17 protein-coding genes, 1 pseudogene and 1 riboswitch are annotated in these 17,162 nt (G+C 40.8%); of the genes and pseudogenes, 1 reads left to right on the top strand and 17 read right to left on the bottom strand.

From position 1 onward, the window contains the following. Positions 1-207 precede the first annotated feature (207 nt). From V7122_RS11455 to V7122_RS11375, 17 genes and pseudogenes are all read right to left on the bottom strand, one after another. Positions 208-1,674: a SulP family inorganic anion transporter gene (locus V7122_RS11455; protein WP_335526818.1), complete on the bottom strand. Its 1,467-nt coding sequence runs from the start codon at positions 1,672-1,674 to the stop codon at positions 208-210. Between the two features lie 408 nt (positions 1,675-2,082). Beyond that, entirely contained in the window at positions 2,083-2,466 is a 384-nt protein-coding gene (locus V7122_RS11450; protein WP_335526817.1) for a VOC family protein, read from the bottom strand. Between the two features lie 464 nt (positions 2,467-2,930). Beyond that, the gene (locus tag V7122_RS11445; protein WP_335526815.1) at positions 2,931-3,539 is read right to left on the bottom strand and encodes a histidine phosphatase family protein; all 609 of its coding nucleotides are present in this window, start codon (positions 3,537-3,539) and stop codon (positions 2,931-2,933) included. Then, positions 3,533-4,255 carry an ATP-binding protein gene (locus V7122_RS11440; RefSeq protein ID WP_335526813.1) on the bottom strand — a complete coding sequence of 241 codons (723 nt, stop codon included), beginning with the start codon at positions 4,253-4,255 and terminating at the stop codon, positions 3,533-3,535. Before V7122_RS11440 ends, V7122_RS11445 begins: the two co-directional genes overlap by 7 nt. Further along, positions 4,252-4,746, bottom strand: coding sequence for an ECF transporter S component (locus V7122_RS11435; protein WP_335526811.1), 495 nt, complete (start codon positions 4,744-4,746; stop codon positions 4,252-4,254). The genes V7122_RS11440 and V7122_RS11435 overlap by 4 nt, the downstream gene beginning before the upstream one ends. Further along, the gene (locus V7122_RS11430) at positions 4,747-5,331 is read right to left on the bottom strand and encodes a cob(I)yrinic acid a,c-diamide adenosyltransferase (RefSeq protein ID WP_335526809.1); all 585 of its coding nucleotides are present in this window, start codon (positions 5,329-5,331) and stop codon (positions 4,747-4,749) included. Positions 5,332-5,426: 95 nt separating this feature from the next. Further along, on the bottom strand, positions 5,427-5,858 hold the full coding sequence (locus tag V7122_RS11425) for a hypothetical protein (protein ID WP_335526807.1): 432 nt from the start codon (positions 5,856-5,858) through the stop codon (positions 5,427-5,429). Further along, positions 5,810-6,415, bottom strand: a complete 606-nt coding sequence (locus V7122_RS11420) for a histidine phosphatase family protein (RefSeq protein WP_335344658.1) — start codon at positions 6,413-6,415, stop codon at positions 5,810-5,812. The genes V7122_RS11425 and V7122_RS11420 overlap by 49 nt, the downstream gene beginning before the upstream one ends. After that, the gene (gene cobS / locus V7122_RS11415; RefSeq protein WP_335344659.1) at positions 6,373-7,164 is read right to left on the bottom strand and encodes an adenosylcobinamide-GDP ribazoletransferase; all 792 of its coding nucleotides are present in this window, start codon (positions 7,162-7,164) and stop codon (positions 6,373-6,375) included. The genes V7122_RS11420 and cobS overlap by 43 nt, the downstream gene beginning before the upstream one ends. 142 nt (positions 7,165-7,306) lie before the next feature. Continuing rightward, positions 7,307-8,026: pseudogene (locus V7122_RS11410) on the bottom strand (cobyric acid synthase); the annotation flags it as partial. Between the two features lie 2 nt (positions 8,027-8,028). Beyond that, positions 8,029-8,601 (bottom strand): bifunctional adenosylcobinamide kinase/adenosylcobinamide-phosphate guanylyltransferase, encoded by a 573-nt coding sequence (locus tag V7122_RS11405; RefSeq protein ID WP_335353496.1) that lies wholly within the window; start codon positions 8,599-8,601, stop codon positions 8,029-8,031. Continuing rightward, positions 8,583-9,659: a threonine-phosphate decarboxylase CobD gene (gene cobD, locus V7122_RS11400; RefSeq protein ID WP_335526806.1), complete on the bottom strand. Its 1,077-nt coding sequence runs from the start codon at positions 9,657-9,659 to the stop codon at positions 8,583-8,585. Before cobD ends, V7122_RS11405 begins: the two co-directional genes overlap by 19 nt. Continuing rightward, a complete protein-coding gene (gene cbiB, locus V7122_RS11395; RefSeq protein ID WP_335526844.1) occupies positions 9,634-10,599 on the bottom strand; it encodes an adenosylcobinamide-phosphate synthase CbiB in 966 nt (321 codons plus the stop codon). Before cbiB ends, cobD begins: the two co-directional genes overlap by 26 nt. Then, on the bottom strand, positions 10,596-12,065 hold the full coding sequence (locus tag V7122_RS11390) for a heme ABC transporter ATP-binding protein (protein ID WP_335526805.1): 1,470 nt from the start codon (positions 12,063-12,065) through the stop codon (positions 10,596-10,598). Before V7122_RS11390 ends, cbiB begins: the two co-directional genes overlap by 4 nt. 3 nt (positions 12,066-12,068) lie before the next feature. Then, positions 12,069-13,127, bottom strand: a complete 1,059-nt coding sequence (locus V7122_RS11385; RefSeq protein ID WP_335526803.1) for a FecCD family ABC transporter permease — start codon at positions 13,125-13,127, stop codon at positions 12,069-12,071. Next, entirely contained in the window at positions 13,093-14,067 is a 975-nt protein-coding gene (locus V7122_RS11380) for an ABC transporter substrate-binding protein (RefSeq protein WP_335526801.1), read from the bottom strand. The genes V7122_RS11385 and V7122_RS11380 overlap by 35 nt, the downstream gene beginning before the upstream one ends. A gap of 160 nt (positions 14,068-14,227) precedes the next feature. Then, positions 14,228-14,415, bottom strand: a riboswitch (cobalamin riboswitch). A gap of 100 nt (positions 14,416-14,515) precedes the next feature. Beyond that, positions 14,516-15,292 (bottom strand): hypothetical protein, encoded by a 777-nt coding sequence (locus V7122_RS11375; RefSeq protein WP_335353495.1) that lies wholly within the window; start codon positions 15,290-15,292, stop codon positions 14,516-14,518. A 489-nt stretch (positions 15,293-15,781) separates the two neighbouring features. On the opposite strand from V7122_RS11375, the gene mgtE reads away from it, so the two are divergent. Beyond that, positions 15,782-17,140, top strand: a complete 1,359-nt coding sequence (mgtE, locus tag V7122_RS11370) for a magnesium transporter (RefSeq protein ID WP_335345148.1) — start codon at positions 15,782-15,784, stop codon at positions 17,138-17,140. Positions 17,141-17,162 lie beyond the last annotated feature (22 nt).

The raw sequence follows: 17,162 nt of genomic DNA, 5'->3' as shown, positions 1-17,162 counted from the left end.
TTAAGCAAAAACCCTTCAAACACTAATCCTTTGTAAATTCCAATTTACAAACCATTTACATCCCACATTTGATTAAATTAAAACAAAGGAACTATCGAAATAATAATTGCAAGTGGAAGTTGGTATGAAATTTTATATACCTAAAGCAAAAGGGACTGTCCAAAGTCAGGTTAATTGACTTTGGACAGTCCCAGTTTTTTATTACCTTTAGTGTTCTGATAGTTTCGCCCCTTGCTTATAATGCACAGCTAAGCGGTCTATTAAATGAGAACTTGGAGCATTTAACCCAACAAACCGAACGGATGCCCCATTTTCCCGCAACTTTATAACAATTTTATCAATAGCTGCTACAGCTGAATCATCCCACACATGCGCTTCACTAAAATCAATTTCTACATTCTGATCGTTGCTGCTAAAATCGACAAATGAAAGCAATTCAGTTACAGATGCAAAGAATACTTGTCCTTTTACTGCATAGATTTTTTTATTGCCAACAATTTTTGATGTTACATGAACCTTCGATATTTTTGCTACGAAGAAAATCGCACTTAAAATAATTCCTGCAAATACTCCGATTGATAAATTATGAGTAAATACAACCGTTACGACTGTAGTAACCATTACAATCGAGTCCGTGACAGGCATCTTTGCCATTCCTTTAATAGAAGACCAATCGAACGTTCCAATAGATACCATAATCATGACGCCTACAAGAGCCGCCATTGGGATTTGAACAACCACTTTTCCTAAAACTAAAATAAGGAACATTAAGAACGTCCCGGCAACAAGAGCTGAAAGTCTTCCTCTGCCGCCAGATTTAACATTGATAACGGATTGGCCAATCATGGCACATCCAGCCATTCCGCCAAAAAGGCCAGCGACAATATTCGCAATTCCCTGTCCGCGACTTTCTCGGTTTTTATCACTAGCTGTATCTGTCATGTCATCTACGATAGTAGCAGTTAGTAATGTTTCTATTAAACCAACGATGGCTAAGCCAATTGAATAGGGAAAAATAATTTTTAACGTTTCAAAATTGAAGGGAACATCCGGAATTAAAAAAGCAGGCAGAGATGAGCTAAGGGCTCCCATATCTCCTACCGTTCTGACATCACTCTTCGTCATAATGGCAATGATTGTAATAACTATTATTGCCACTAGTGGAGAAGGAACAGCCTTCGTCATTCTCGGAAAAAGATAGATGATGGCAAGCGCCCCAGCAACCATTGCATACATGACCCAATTGGCTCCAACAAATTGCTCAAGCTGAGCCATAAAAATCAAGATCGCTAACGCATTAACAAAGCCAATCATTACCGATCTCGGAATAAATTTCATAAAACGGGCTAACTTAAGAACACCAAATAAAATTTGGAATATTCCCGTTAAAATGGTCGCAGCAAATAAATACTGTAAACCATGATCCGCAACAAGTGTAACCATTAGCAATGCCATTGCCCCTGTTGCAGCAGAGATCATTCCTGGTCTGCCTCCAAATATTGCAATCGTAACAGCGATACAGAAGGAAGCATAAAGTCCAACCATAGGATCGACCCCAGCAATTATTGAGAAAGCAATCGCCTCAGGTATTAGAGCTAAGGCAACGACAATCCCAGAAAGAATATCTCCGCGAATATTGCCGAACCATTGTTCTTTAGTTGTTTGTACTTTCAAATAAACACTCCTTTTTTTGAACCTTATACACTTATTTGCATTCGGAACTTGTTTTGAATAAAACGACTTCGAACTCTCATCGAAGTCAGGGCCGTTAAAAACAAAAACCATCATACCATATATTTAGAAAACTGTAATATAAGTGGAAGCGTTTAAATAGGGCTGGATCTTTAATATTCACTAATAATCTCGTTTTTTAGATGGTTAGAAAAAAATTATTTTAATAAAGAAAAACCCACCATTTTTCTGGCGGGCGAAATCTCTCATTTAGTTATAATTAAACGTTTGATTAGTTTAATTAATCGTTTGATTAGTTTGATTTAACCCCATGGTTGACCTTAATTAAACGTTTGATTAATTTTAATTAATCGTTTGATTAGTTTAATTAATCGTTTGATTAGTCTCCTCTCACCCTATCGGAGAACAAATCTCAATATAATGTCCATCAGGATCCTCGACATATGCAACTTTTTGACCCCAAGGCTTTTCAACCGGTTCCATAAGGATTGATACCCCTTCTTCACGAAGGCCTTCAACAACTCCCTCTACGTCCTCCGTAACAAATCCGAGTTCAAAGGTTTGTTCCTTTCTAATACCATTTGGAATCGGAAGACTTGTAACCTCACGACCCCCTTCTCTTGTGTTAAAAGATAGAACTGTAGATCCTGTGTTAAATTCTATATAAGTTCCAAATTCATTCCTTAGTTCTAACCCTAATAAGTTTTCATAAAAATGCTTTGTTTTCTCAAGATTTTCAACATATAAAATGACATATCCTAACTTTAGATTCATGAACTCACCCGCTTTATTTTTTTCAATACTTTCTTAAAATTCTCTACGTATGAGCCAATTCCCTTTTTATTTACATGTGATATACGAGTGGATAAAGCTGAAAAAAAGGTAATGGCTGAATTAATAAGCTATGATTCCCGTTTTTTCCTTTTTTCACTCCGACCGGTCACCATTAGTGCTCTTTGATTACCGCTTCATACCTTTTCCACCCCGACCGGTCATCATTAGCGCTCTTTGATTACCGATCCTGGCCTGTTTCAACCCGTTCGGTCACCATTTGTCCTCTTTGATTACCGATCCTGGCCTTTTTCAATCCGCTCGGTCACCATTAGTCCTCTTTGATTACCGTTCGATTCCTTTTTCACTCCTAACGGTCACAATTAACCTAGAAATTAGTACCAGTTCTGCTGAGTTCGACAACTCCCCCTAAAAGAACAAAAAACTAGACTTACTAATAAGCAAGTCTAGTCGCAATGCGCTGTACAGCCTTCCAAAATTAATTCCATTTTTCCATCCTGCATCTTAATCGTTGTAAGACTCGTTCCATGGATGAAAGGGGGGTTCCAAATTTCTTCAATAGGGGCATTTCTGCATAAAAGATAAAGTGCTTTGATCACGACTCCATGTGTAACAACGAGAACATTTCCAGAAGGAGTGGCTTTCTCTAGCTCTAATAAAAACTCAAGTATACGCTCTTTCACATCAGAAAAGCTCTCTCCACCCACACTTTCATACAAAGCCGGCAAATTCCAGTAAGCATGAAAATGAGTTGGATATTCCTTCTCAATATCCGCTTCCACTTTCCCCTGCCAATCTCCCAAATGGATCTCCATCAATCTTTCATCTGTTTCAATAGCCACTGCTCTTTCCCCAACAACTAACTTAGCTGTTTCTAATGTTCGATTGCTAGGGGAGGAAATAATCCGCACAAAATCTGTCTCCCTTAGTCTATCTCCCAATGATCGCGCGTCTTTCTTGCCCTTTTCTGTCAAATCAGAATCTAGCCGCCCCTGCATCCTTTTTTGCGTATTCCATTCCGTTTCCCCGTGTCTAATCACAAATAAATTTAACATTTGATCACTTCAACTTTATGAAAATAGGAACTAGCTGCTTTCATAATATCTTCCTTTTTCTCTTGGCTAAAAGCAGCCAGAAAACAAGTGGACGGTCCCGATGATTTTTTCACATCTAAATCGGCAGCTATCTCCGTCTCCCTAAATGTCCGATTCACAAACAATTGGTTCATTTCATAGAGAATCCCTTTCGAGCCTACAGGCAACAGGATGACACCCTCCAATAAACAAAATTGCTTAAATAAAGATAGAGGCGCGACTTCCGCTTCTAATTCGACAACCTCATTTCCAACCAATGGCTTACCAATAACCGCAACCATCGTCTCCTCTGAAAACTTCAAACTATGGTCAACAGTATCGTTCTTCACCTTTCCAAGAACAGTTAACCCAACTGCTGACTGTACTAGCGAAAAGTTACTTTCCGTACTGCCATTAATCTGAATCCCCTCTAAACCGAGCTCTTCAATCCCTCGATTAATACCGTCCATTAATGCGGTCCAAGCATGTTCTCCACAAAAATTCTGTACCGTAACAGCAAAGGGCTTACCCCCTGCTGCCATACACTCCATAACCGCTACTCGGAAGCTATAATAAGCTACCGTCTCATAAGGAACTTGGACTTCATCCATCTCCTTTAAACCCATCCCTCCGCTATTATCACTAGCCATGACAAGAGATTCTTCCCCATTAAAAGGGATGATCAGCACATCCCTCATTCGTATGTTCTCACTCTAGAGAGCATAGGCTCGACCAATCGGGCTAGTCTCGGAATTAGAATGAAGGCCAGGACGGTGTTCAAGGCAGAGCCAATTAAAAGAGACGGCACAATAGACAAATAAAATGCTTCACTAATTAAAAACATAAACGGAAGCGGCGCGGCGAACGAATTGCCAAGAATAAAGAACATACCTGCCTGCCACTTCATCCCTTTTCGGTAAAGAATGGCAAAAACATAGGCTAGGATGGCCATCTCAACAGCAACAATTCCATGAAACGGCCCCATCGGCATCCCGCCTAGCAAAGCTGACAGCAAATGCCCCATAGCCCCAACGACAGCACCCGAAGGACCGCCTATTATGGCCGCGGCAAGCAGCGCAGGAAATGCATCCAATGCCACGCTGCCGATAATCGCAGGAACTTTAATTGCAGCACCAATGGCTGTCAATGCCACTAATAAAGCAATTAAAGCCATTTTCATGCTTTTCATTTACTTATCCTCCTTGCGTTTCCCTTCACGAAAAACCTTCGCACTGCGGATATATTCAACATCCTTTTCATTCAAGCGGAAGTTGATAACCCTGGCCAACGCAAAGAAATAATCTGATAGTCTATTCAAATATTGCTGGGCTGCCTCTGAAATTTCAGGGTCTGCCTTTTTTAAAGAAACGACTAATCTCTCCGCTCTCCTCGTTACCGTTCGGGCAATATGGATCGATGCTGCAGCAGGTGTTCCCCCTGGTAAAATAAATCTTTCTAACTTAGGTGCCTCTTCAATTAATTCATCAATTTTTTTCTCCAAGTATTCAACGGATTCCTTTTGAAGTTTCAGCTCACGATCTTTCTTAACATTCGCTAAATCGCCGCCACAGTCAAATAATTCATGCTGGATTTTTTCCAAGTCATCCAAAATATCTTTAAATTTGTCTTGGTCCAGCTGTGCCATTGCCTGACCAACGAAGCAGTTCACTTCATCAACCGTTCCATATGCTTCAACCCGAATATCATCCTTATCCACTCTTCCACCGATAATGCTTGTTTTCCCTTTATCACCTGTACGCGTGTAAATTCTCATTGTCACTGCCCCTTTATTAATTTATGGTTTATTATATGGCAATCTGTAACTCACACTTCTCTTAAAATTAAACTCTTACCTTCATAGGCATTTACTTATTTTAACCGTTGGCTTATCCCATACCAGATTAAATCTGCTCGGCCTGCTGCTCGAACGGCATCCTGATAAGCCCAGCCCGTAAGATCACGCCACTTACGATCTTCTGCAAGCATAGGAACAATTCCTTTATTCATATCTGTTCCTATTAATATTATTTTTCTGCGCGGATCTTCATTCTCCCAATTCATCCACTCAGAAAACTGAAGCTGCCATTGCTCCCTAGCCTGACTGATTGCATTTCGAGCTGATAAATCCTTTAGCAAAAGTTCAATTCCTTCAAGAATAACGATTGGATCATCATCAAATCTCAATGGAGCGAGTTCATGTTTATTACAGGAAATCCATAAATGAGGAGTATCCTCTAATTGATAATATTCTGTTACCCATCTAGATTTGCCATTAAAGGCGCCTCCCGTAACAAAGTGCATCTTTCACCCCTCCTAAGATCTTCCCGATTCCAGATGAGCTCATAGCCTTTACCATGGGGGACTTCCCATTCCCAAAAGCCCTTTTCCATCGGTGCCCATTTCGTTAATAATGCCCGGATGACCCCTCCATGTGTGACAATTGCTGCTTTTTCCAAAGAAAGGTTATAAATTATATCGGTCACCTTGCTCCAGCCTAAATCCACTCGTTCAGAAAACTCATCAAACGATTCTCCCGCTGACGGCTTTTTGGTAAAGGAATCGGAAAGCCAATGCCGATATTCCTGATCATTCTCAAGCTCTTTATATGTTTTTCCTTCCCACCCGCCAAAGTTCATCTCCCGAAATTCTTCCATTCTATGAACCGTGTCATTAGGAAACATCATGTTTGCCGTCTCTAAGCATCTTCCTAAATCACTTGAAAAGAGATAATCATATTTTTCCGAAACTCTTTCTACTTTTTGACATAGGGGTGAATCCGTCCAGCCAAGATAAGCTTGTCGTTTATTTGCCTCTGTCAGCCCATGGCGAAATAATGCAATAACCACAATGTCATCCATAGCAGCACCTCCGTCCCCTCTACACTTGCTCCGAGCACATCCCCTGTCATTCCGCCAAACCAGCTACTAATTTTTTTTCGTAAAAAAAGAAAAAGGAATCCTGAGACAAAAATAAAGAAGAGCATCCCCCAAATGACTTCCTTTAGAAAAACTGCTGCAATGATAAGCAAAATGACGATATAAATCGGATAGACAACGAGGGTTCTTTCATTAGCCGCTTGTTTAAACAGCGTGCCCAAGCCTTCTTTTTTAGCCGGTTTCACTTTTAATAACAAAACACCCATCACTATTTTGCTGAAAAACGGCAGCAATGCGATCATCACATATGAAACCGAATGGATCATTTGGATAATCTCATAAATAAATAGAAAACGGGCGCTTAATAATACGATGACAGATAACACACCAAAGGCACCTGTCCGCGGGTCACTCATGATTTCAAGCCTTTTCTCTCGGTCCCGATAAGAAAAGAACGCATCACTTACATCCATCCACCCATCAAGATGGATCCCGCCAGTCAACATAATCCCCGCAAGCCACACTGCAAATGCAGCGGTTAAAAGAGAAAACGGAGTCCAGTGGAGAAAGCCATAAAGAATCAATGCATATATGACCCCTTGTATGAGGCCCAGAAGCGGAAAAGTCTTAATCGATTTTTCAAGATGGGCTTTATCCATTGACAGTTCGAAAGGGATTGGAATCGAAGTAAAAAACTGCAGGTTGATAAGTAATCCTTTAAACCACTTCATCAGCCATACCCCAGCTAAAAATAATCTCCTCTAACCTTTCCCAATCGAGATGCTCCAATAATCGGGAGGAGAGTTCGTCATACTTCTCATCCTCTAATTCATTGGGACGGGATGCTTCGATAACAAAGGCTTTCCCGGTAGGCATTGAAAGAGAGTCTTCCTCTTCAATCATATGATTTTCTACATAAGGAAGAACGCCCAGAACAGGAACACCCGTCCTTTCCTCCAGCCATTCCACTCCATCCTCGAATAACGTAGGGTCACCGCGAAACTTATTGATAACGAGCCCCTTCACCCTGGCTCTTTCTGCAGCAGAAAGTAACTCTAATGTGCCGACAATGCTGGCAAAGACACCGCCTCTTTCAATATCTGCTACTAATATCACCGGAACATCAGCCATTTCGGCAACCTTCATATTAACAAGCTCTTTATCCTTTAAATTGATTTCAACCGGACTCCCTGCTCCTTCCATCACAAGCAGGTCAAATTCTTTTGATAAATTCTCAAGCGCCGTTTCAATCGTTTGCAATCCCTTTTCGTAAAACAAATCCCGATAGCCTTTTCCAGAGACAGTCTCCAAGGTCTGCCCGAGTAAAACAATTTCTGAATTCTGATTGGGCCTTGGCTTCAATAATATAGGATTCATCCATTCAGTAGCCTCTGTTTTGGCTGCTTCAGCCTGCAGTCCCTGAGATCGGCCTATTTCCTTGCCGCCCTTAGTTATATAAGAAAAATTGCACATGTTCTGTGATTTAAATGGTGCTACTTTATAGCCTTTATTAGAAAACGCCCGGCAAAGGGCAGTAACAATTAAGCTTTTCCCCACGTCTGAAGCTGTTCCCTGTATCATAATCCCTTTCATGCTCATTCTGTTCCTTTCATCAGGATGGGAATGCCTGCCTCCACAAGAAAAGCTTGTTTAGCTTTGGCAACGATTTGCTGATGGAGCTGACCAAGCATTCTCCTATAAATGAAGACTAACTCATTGCTCCCTTGCGGTTCATTTAATACTTCATTGCTGACGACAATGAGCCGATGGCAATTTCGCGAAATCTGTTCAAGTCCCTCTAGAATCCCTTGCATGACCTTTTGTTGAAATTCAGGTTTCATCCATTGCTCATCCACACTAAAGAACTCATTATTTAATAGAGTTGTTAAACAGTCTAACAATATAATATCTGTATTGGTAAAGACACCCGAGAGTTCTTGCAGCTTAGTGGGCTTTTCCCACGTCTGCCAGCTTAAGCCACTATTCAGACGGTCCTTTTGATGCCGTTGGATTCTATCCTTCATCTCCGAATCACTCGCTTGTCCTGCAGCAACGTAATGAAGCTGTCCGCCTGTATTTTCCGCTTCACCTGCTGCAAGCTGTTCAGCGAAGCTGCTTTTTCCGCTCCGAACACCGCCGCTAATAAAGATTATGGACGACTCCGCCATTCCTCTATCGCCCCCATAAGTTTGTCATTCTCCTTTGGACCCTTTATTGCAAAACGCAGCCAGGCACCTTCTAGTCCTGGAAAATTCATCGTATGCCTTGGAATGATTCCTTTTGAGAGTAAAAATTGAAAAAGCGGAAGCTGATTTTGAACCAATGGGTCCTTTAATAAATAAAAGTTAACTCGTGAAGGGGATAGCATTAACTCTTTCTGACTATAAAAATTAAATAGTCTTTCTCTTTCCCTATCAATTAACTCCCTAATTTCCTTTACATAAGATTCACTTTCAAGACACCATTCTCCTGCCTGTAAGGCAAGTGCGTTTATGCTCCAATGCGGCTGAAAGCTTGCCAAATGATCAATGATGGCTTGATTTGCCATCACGTATCCTAATCGCAAACCTGGTATCGCAAACATTTTCGTCATGGATCGAATGATAAGCAAGTTCGAGAACTCATATATGTAAGGAACCATTGACTCATACTCGTAAAGGAAATCATAAAAGGCTTCATCCATAATGAAAAGGCAATTTTGTTTTTGACATTCATTCATCAGTTCAATCAGTTGAGACTTAGAATAATAAACACCTGTTGGATTGCATGGATTACACAGAAATAATGCGTCCGTATAGTGCAATTTTTCTGCTAGCGCTTCTACATTCAATTCCCATTTGTCTGGATTCAACTGATGATAATCGATCGTACAGCCGTTAATCCGGCACGCTTCTTCATATTCTGAAAAAGCTGGCTGAACGATCATAACTCTTTTTCCGGCAAGCATCCTACCGATAAGTGAAATCAGCTCCGCTCCCCCATTACCAATTAATATTTGTCTTTCCGATAGGTTTTCTTTTTCAGCCAGTTTCTTTTTAAACTTCTGTCCCTTTGGATCGGGATAATCAGCTATCAAGGAAAAAAGCTCCCCCCATTTTTCCTTCAAGATCGGAGGTGGGCCCAGCGGATTAATATTTGCGCTAAAATCAATCATATGATCTGGCAGCGGCATATTTAATGCAGTAAATAAATACTGAGGATTAGAACCATGTACGGGCCAATTCAATGAGCATTCCTCCTATCCACAGCAAGAATAAAAAGATTGGAATAGTACGTGTAACAATATGATTTGTCCTAAGAATATGCTCTTTTTCAAGTTTAAAAATCGGATCCCCCATAGTTGCCCGATTCGAAACGATTCCTTTGTAATAATTGATGCCGCCGAGCTGAATACCTAATAGCCCAGCAACCGCCGCCTCTCCCCAGCCAGAATTTGGGCTTGGGTGTTTTTTTGCATCACGTAAAATAATTTCCTGCACTTTTTTCGTACTAGTGTGCAAAGAACGGTTTCCAAACAGCATGCAGACAGACGTCAGCCTGCTCGGAATCCAGTTAACCGCATCATCTAGACGGGCAGAAGCCCAGCCAAAGTCTTCATATTTCTCGTTGCGGTAGCCAACCATCGAATCACATGTATTAATCGCCCGATAAATAAGTGCAAGAGGAGCTCCTCCAATTAACGCCCAGAAAAGCGGAGCCGTAATCCCATCACTCGTATTTTCAGCAACGGTTTCAACGGTCGCTCTTACAATTTCAGGCTCGTCTAGCCTATCAGTATCCCGGCCGACTATATAAGATAGCTTATGTCTAGCCTCCGCGAGATCTCCCTTTTTCAAAGGATTGTAAACAGTCAGAGCAGCCTCTTTTAAACTTTTTTGTGCAATGGCGGTTGAAATCAAAATAGCTTCCCCAAGTATGCCAGCAAGCGGATGGATCCCATACATGACATTGACAAGCAGGAGAGATATACCACCTACTGTCAGTAAAACTGTTAACAGCATGACTGTTCCTTTTAATCTTCTCGAGCTTCCTTTATTCCAGCTTTTGTCTAATTTATAAATAAGAGAACCCATCCATTTAACAGGATGCGGATAGTGTGGCGGGTCACCTACGACTAGATCGATTAGTATGGCAATCGTCAGGGCAATCAGGTGATACAATATCATTTCTTCACCCTTTTTCTGCTCTTTTGAATCGCTTCCTTTGTACATTCATAGACGCCTTTACCGATCATTTTTCCAAGCGGCGTGATGGTGCCGGCATATTCTAGCTTCTGGCCTCTTTGAGTAGATGCAATTAATATACTGTCTGTCGATGTTCCTGTGGCGATTGTGCCTGTAACAGGGTCCTTTACTTCTAGGTCTTGCAACGCTTTTACCTTTGCTTCCGTAGCGGTCATGATACTCTGGATAATGGCCTCCTCCGTCATGTCTCCGCTGACAAAAACCCATGTATTAATCGTACCCGGCTGTAATTGAAAAGCATGTTCATCAGCTTTGGCTGCGTCAACAGCGTTTCCTACACCTGCTGTTACAATAATAAACGCTGCAAAACTTTCGTCTTGATAAAGCTGATAGCTCACATCCTGAAGCATGACGGCTGTCATCATACCCACTGTTTCTCCTGGCTCAAACCCATGAGCCTTTAAATACTCAACCATCTCTTTCCGATGATCACTGCAGTCATAATTTTTATCCACATGGCGATTCACAAATAGTTGATGCCAGCCTGTTCCGGAGCCAACAACTCCCGATGACATTGTTCGAAGAGGGATAGGCGACCGGAAAACAACATGTTGATCAGAAAGCTCTAGATAACTTTCATCTAGGCATAAACATTCCTGATCCCTTGCTAGGTCTTCAGGGAGTAACACCATTTGAGGGGCAGGCACCTTTGGATGGGGATGCTTTTCAATCTTCGTCTTGTAGACCCCTCGTATTCGGTCTTCCCGCAACACTTCATTTGGTGTGTCGTTTATATTAATTTCACCCTTCTCTAACAGCAAAAGCCGGTCACAATATAAACCTGCTAAATTCAAATCATGAAAAATAGAGACAACCGTCAGGCCGCGATTTTTTGTCCAGCTTTTTAATAAATCAAGCAAATCCTTTTGAAAGGAAAGATCGAGATGGTTCGTTGGTTCATCCAGCAGCAAAATTTCAGGCTCCTGCGCCAGTGCCTGTGCTAAGAAAACCCTTTGTCTTTCTCCGCCTGAAAGCTCATGAAGATTATGGCTTTCAAAATGCCCAACGCCTGTCTGTTCCATTGCCTGCTTTACTATCTGTTCGTCCTCCTGTGACCACGAATGAAACCATCCCTTTTGATGAGCATACCTCCCTAAAGAAACCGTTTCCTTTACAGTATAAGAAAAGCTTTGATTGGAATGCTGCGACAGAACAGCAATGATTTTCGCTAATTCTTTAGTGGAGTAATCACTTAATGATTTTCCTTTTAATAAGACCTGCCCGCTGCTAAAAGGCAAAATGCCACTAAGCATTTTGAGCAACGTTGTTTTTCCGCTTCCATTCGGACCTAATATCCCGAATAACTCTCCTTTTTCCAGTTCAAAGGATACATTCTTGATGACAGAATCTCCTGTATATCCTCCTGTTATCTGTTGGACGCTAAGCATGATTTATCCTCTTCTTTCCGTTCTTCGTTTCATCAAAATGATTGCAAATACAGGTGCCCCAATAAGCGCTGTAATAACCCCAATCGGAAGCTCGGTTGGAGAGATAATGGTTCTTGCTACAAGATCGGCAAGAATAAGGAAGCCGCCGCCTGTTAATATGGATAAAGGCAATAAATGCTTATGATCCGGTCCCCACAGCATCCTAGTCAAATGCGGAATAACGAGCCCTACAAAACCGATCGTACCCGAAACCGCCACAGCCGCTCCTGTAAGCATCGAGCCTGCAATAAGAATCATCATCTTTCTTCTCTGCACATTCACGCCTATATGCTGGGCTCTTTCTTCCCCAAAGGACATAGCATTCAGTTCATTGCTATTTATGATCAGGATAACTGACCCAATAATAAAGAATGGAATGATAATTTTGATATAAGCCCAGCCGCGCATCGATACACTGCCAAGCAGCCAGCCAATAATTTGCCTTAATTCCTCGCCTGTTAAAGCAATCATCAGTGAGATGAAAGCTCCTAAGAAGGAACTGAAAATAATACCTGTTAAAATAATCGTCTCTACCTTCATCGACCTTTCCACTTGGCGGGCAAACAGCAGGACAAGAAAAATGGTAGCAAAGGAAAAAAGGATGCTTAATAACGGGAGCGTAAATAGGCCCAAAAACGGAATGGAAAGTCCGAAGAATAGAGTAATAACAGCTCCCACCGAGGCACCTGAAGAAACGCCTAGCGTATACGGGTCTGCGAGAGGATTTCTCAATAAACCTTGGAAGGCGGCTCCCGCAATTGCGAGAGATGCGCCAACCAAGCCTGCCAGAATAACCCTAGGAAGACGGATATTCATAACAATATTTGAAAACATCGAATCAACTTGTTCATTTGGTGTCATGCGGAAAATTTCTGCACCAATAATTTTAATAATATCCATCGCAGGAACAGAAACCGTTCCAATGGAAATGCCTAGCAGCATGGCGGTAACTAGAAATCCGACTGCAAATATATAAGCAAAAATTTTATTATTTAAATGTTTCCGGGTAAATAGCTTTTGCAAGTAGTTCTACTCCTTCAACAAGCCTTGGGCCTGAACGGGTAACGGTATCAGAATCAACGTCTACCACTTGATTATTTTTAACTGCATTAATTTCCTGCCAGCCATCGCGGCCAAGCACGTTGCCAATAGGGTCTTCTGTATAATATCCGTGAGTTGTAATAATTACATCCGGATTTCTTTCAATTACCGCCTCTGGATCCATTTTCGGCCAGCTTTCTTCGGTTACAACGTTATCTGCATGAATCATTTTAAGCATTTCATCCATAAACGTGTTCGCTCCAACGGCATAAATTTCCGGAGCAGGGGATACTTCAACAAAAACTTTTTTTCGATCTGCATCCTGGATTGTTTTTGCTTTTTCTTTAATCTCTTCAAGCTTTGCTTTCATACTTGAAACAAGCTTTTCAGCCTCTTCCTTCTTTCCACCAGCTGTACCTATCATATTTATGGAATCAAACACTTCATCAAAATTTTTCGCATCATTGACTACGAGAACAGTAATCCCCGCATCTCTTAGTTGCTGAAGACCAGCTTCTGCATTATGAGCGCTAGATGCATGTGCCAATACTAGGTTCGGGCTTAAGGAAATAATCTTTTCAACATTAAAATCCATACCGCCAATTTTTTCTTTCTCTGCAGCTTCAGCCGGATAATTGTCAAAATCAGATACCCCAACGACTTCCTCACCTAAACCTAATCCAAATGCAATCTCTGTATTACTTGGAAGCAGAGAAACAATTTTCTCAGGCTTCGACTCTATAACAACCTCATTATCGAGGGCATCCTTAATTGTAACCGGAAAATCGGCCTTCTCCTCTTGTGCTGGCTGCGTTTCCTTCTCTGCAGTATTTTCAGTTGGTTCTTCTGCACTTCCCCCGCATCCTGCCAAAACGCCGATAGCCAGCAGCAATACGAATAATACTGAATAAAGCTTTTTCATTCTAAATTCCTCCAATTTTGAATTACGGGATAACCCTGATCTGAATCCCACATTTTTTGAAATAAAAAAACATCCCCACATGTAATATGGAGATGTTTGCATAGGCATACGAGAAAATAAAGGCTTGTACCTGTCAAACACCTCCTATCCTCGTAGGCTTGTGGTGCATAAGAATTAGGCAGGTCTCCTGGCTCATGGTCATCGCTTTTCTGCGCCTTCCCATACATTGCTTGTACAGTGGTCAAATGCAGTAAGCTCCCATTTACAGTGGCGGGACCGCGTTGGAATAACACCAACTTCCCTTTTAAGTCTTCCTTGTAAGAAAACACCCATTCTTTAAATTATGTATGAAATTTTTCCGCACTTCTGATTATACACTATATTTTTAGAAAATGGGGTAAAGTTATATTTTACTCATGCAAAAACCAATAACAGATGTCTACCTCTATTATTGGCCGTACATTTTCCATTCCCTCAGTTTTTTATCAAAGACAAGCTTTGCAGCACATGGAGTTTTCACTATATATTCGTATTCCTCATACATTTCATCCATATCGGCAAAATCGCCTATCGGCCAAACTGGAATTTCAATTTTTGCCCGACTTTGGTCAATATCCTTAATAGACAGAATGACCCCTTCTCTCATAAGGGGTTTCAATGTACGAAGAATATCATTTGATATCGGCGGATAGGTTTTCTTTTTCTTCAAGCCAAGCAATGATTTCTCTACTTTTGTATGGACCATCTTTTCAGGAATGACTTCCCCAAGCATTCGGAAAAAATCATTAAAATCCCGATAATACGTTTTATTAAACCAGCCGTCATCATGGGCTAAATAAACATACCGATTGCTCAAATTATTATAAAAGGGCGGTTTCAGATGCTCCTTCAAATGGCCAATGTATAAAAGCTCTGCGATGGCTTGGCCCGAAAGCTCATTTAAATCCTCTTCTTCTTCGAAATCAATCCAGCAGAAATCACCATACCCATATACATCTTTATCCATTAGCTTTCTCAGCTTGTCTTTTGATACATATTCATGTAAGGTGTGCATATTAAAGTCAGCATCATCATAGCGATGCTTTAACAATAGCAGATTGTTTATCGAATCGAACAAAGCTTGTGTGAACTCAGAAAATTCAATTCCGTACGTCATGACATATTGCTCACGTTCATTCAAATGAATATAGATGATATCTCGAATATTATGATTCCTCTTTTTCAATGGTGAAACCTCCGTACGTATGATAAGTGAAACTTCAATCAGTGGGGGTTTACCAACGCACAGACGTGCTAGTGCCAATGTTTGCCACAGGACGTGACAATCTTAGTCGGCTTTCATCCCCCACTGATTGTTAGTTGAACCAATCGGACCTTTACGGGCTGTTGATCCTCCACTTAGAAATTTTTAGTTTTACTCAACTTCTTGAAGTGGGGGGTCTTACAGCCCGTTAATCTGCGATAAAAAATGCTTACATCTTCAGAATAAAAGAGTCAATTTAATAAGATATTTAATAACAGAATCATCTTATCAATAAAAAACAAGGTAATGAATCACTTTATTTTATTTTCCTCAAAAAAGTTTCAATTATATTTATCATAACGGCATTTCTTTCAATAGCAAATTTTTTTATAATAATCATGGTATGTTATTCATTATGGCGCAAGTGCCTTAAAGATTAAACCTCATTCCCGCGAAAGGAGTGTGAGTTGAATGATTCAGAATATGACAGAAAATCAAATCACTCTTCACATTATTAAAACATTAAAAGAAAATAAGAAAAAAGAGTTTGAAACCATTCTCGATGAATTGCAGCCTTATGATATTGCCCAAATTTACGAAGACCTTCCAGAAAAGCATAAAACACGTTTTTTGCTTTATATGAATGTTGACCGGCTTGCTGACTTAATTCAAGAGCTAAGCAAAGAGGATCAGCTTGAGGTTTTAAATAAATTAGGTATCGAGAAAACAGGAGAAGTTCTCGATTTAATGGACAACGATGACTTAGCTCTTCTCTTGGATGATTTATCCCCTGAAAAAATCGCTTCGCTTCTTTCAGGAATGAAGAAAAGCGAATCCAAAATTGTTCAGGACATTATGAATTATCCGCCAGAAACAGCTGGGCGGTTGATGACAAACCGCTTCGTTTGGATTCGGGATTATTATACCGTTATGGACGCGGTTGGAAAACTGAAATCATTTGTTGAATTTGCTGAAACCATCAATTATTTATATGTCATTGATCAAGACCGGAAACTGGTCGGCGTTGTATCTTACCGTGACCTCCTGATTGCTGAGCCTACCGAGGTCATTAAAAATATTATGTACGAACGAGTTATTTCGGTTTCCGTGACTACCGATCAGGAGGAAGTAGCAAGACTCGTTGAAAGATATGACTTTCTTGCGATCCCAGTTGTCAGTGAAGAAAATGTGTTGATGGGGATAGCGACAGTTGACGATATTATTGATGTTGTCATTCAGGAAGCAAATGAAGATTTTGAAAAACTTTCTGCTACAGGGAAGTCGATTGATTTCGAAACAAAGGCTTTCGTAGCTGCCTATCGAAGGCTCCCATGGTTGATTTTGCTCTTATTTATCGGAATCTTATCAGGCAGTATTATTAGCGGCTATGAAGAAACTCTGCAGAAAGTCGTGGCTCTAGCCTTCTTTATGCCTATGATCTCTGGGATGACAGGAAATACCGGAACTCAATCTCTTGCTGTCGTTGTCAGAGGGCTTGTTTCTAATGATATCGACAAGAAAGTGGTAATTCATCTCATTATGAGAGAATTTGGGGTAAGCTTGATTATTGGTTTGATTTGCGGAGTTTTAATTTCACTCATTGCCTTTTTTTGGCAAGGCAACGCAATTCTAGGCGCCGTGGTTGGCAGTTCCTTATTTCTAACATTAATCATTGGGACATTAGCAGGAACCATCATTCCTTTAATTTTGTACCGTTTCAAAATCGATCCTGCTGTTGCTTCAGGACCGTTAATTACAACATTAAATGATATTTTCTCACTTGTGACATACTTTGGGATTGCGACAATGTTTATTAATCATCTTATGTAAAGGCATGGATCTTTTTCCGTGC

It is taken from the genome of Bacillus sp. JJ1532 (genome assembly GCF_036965085.1).
GTDB lineage: Bacteria > Bacillota > Bacilli > Bacillales > Cytobacillaceae > Cytobacillus.
Note: the sequence above shows the minus strand (reverse complement) of the source record. Positions and strands in the feature narration are given on the sequence as shown.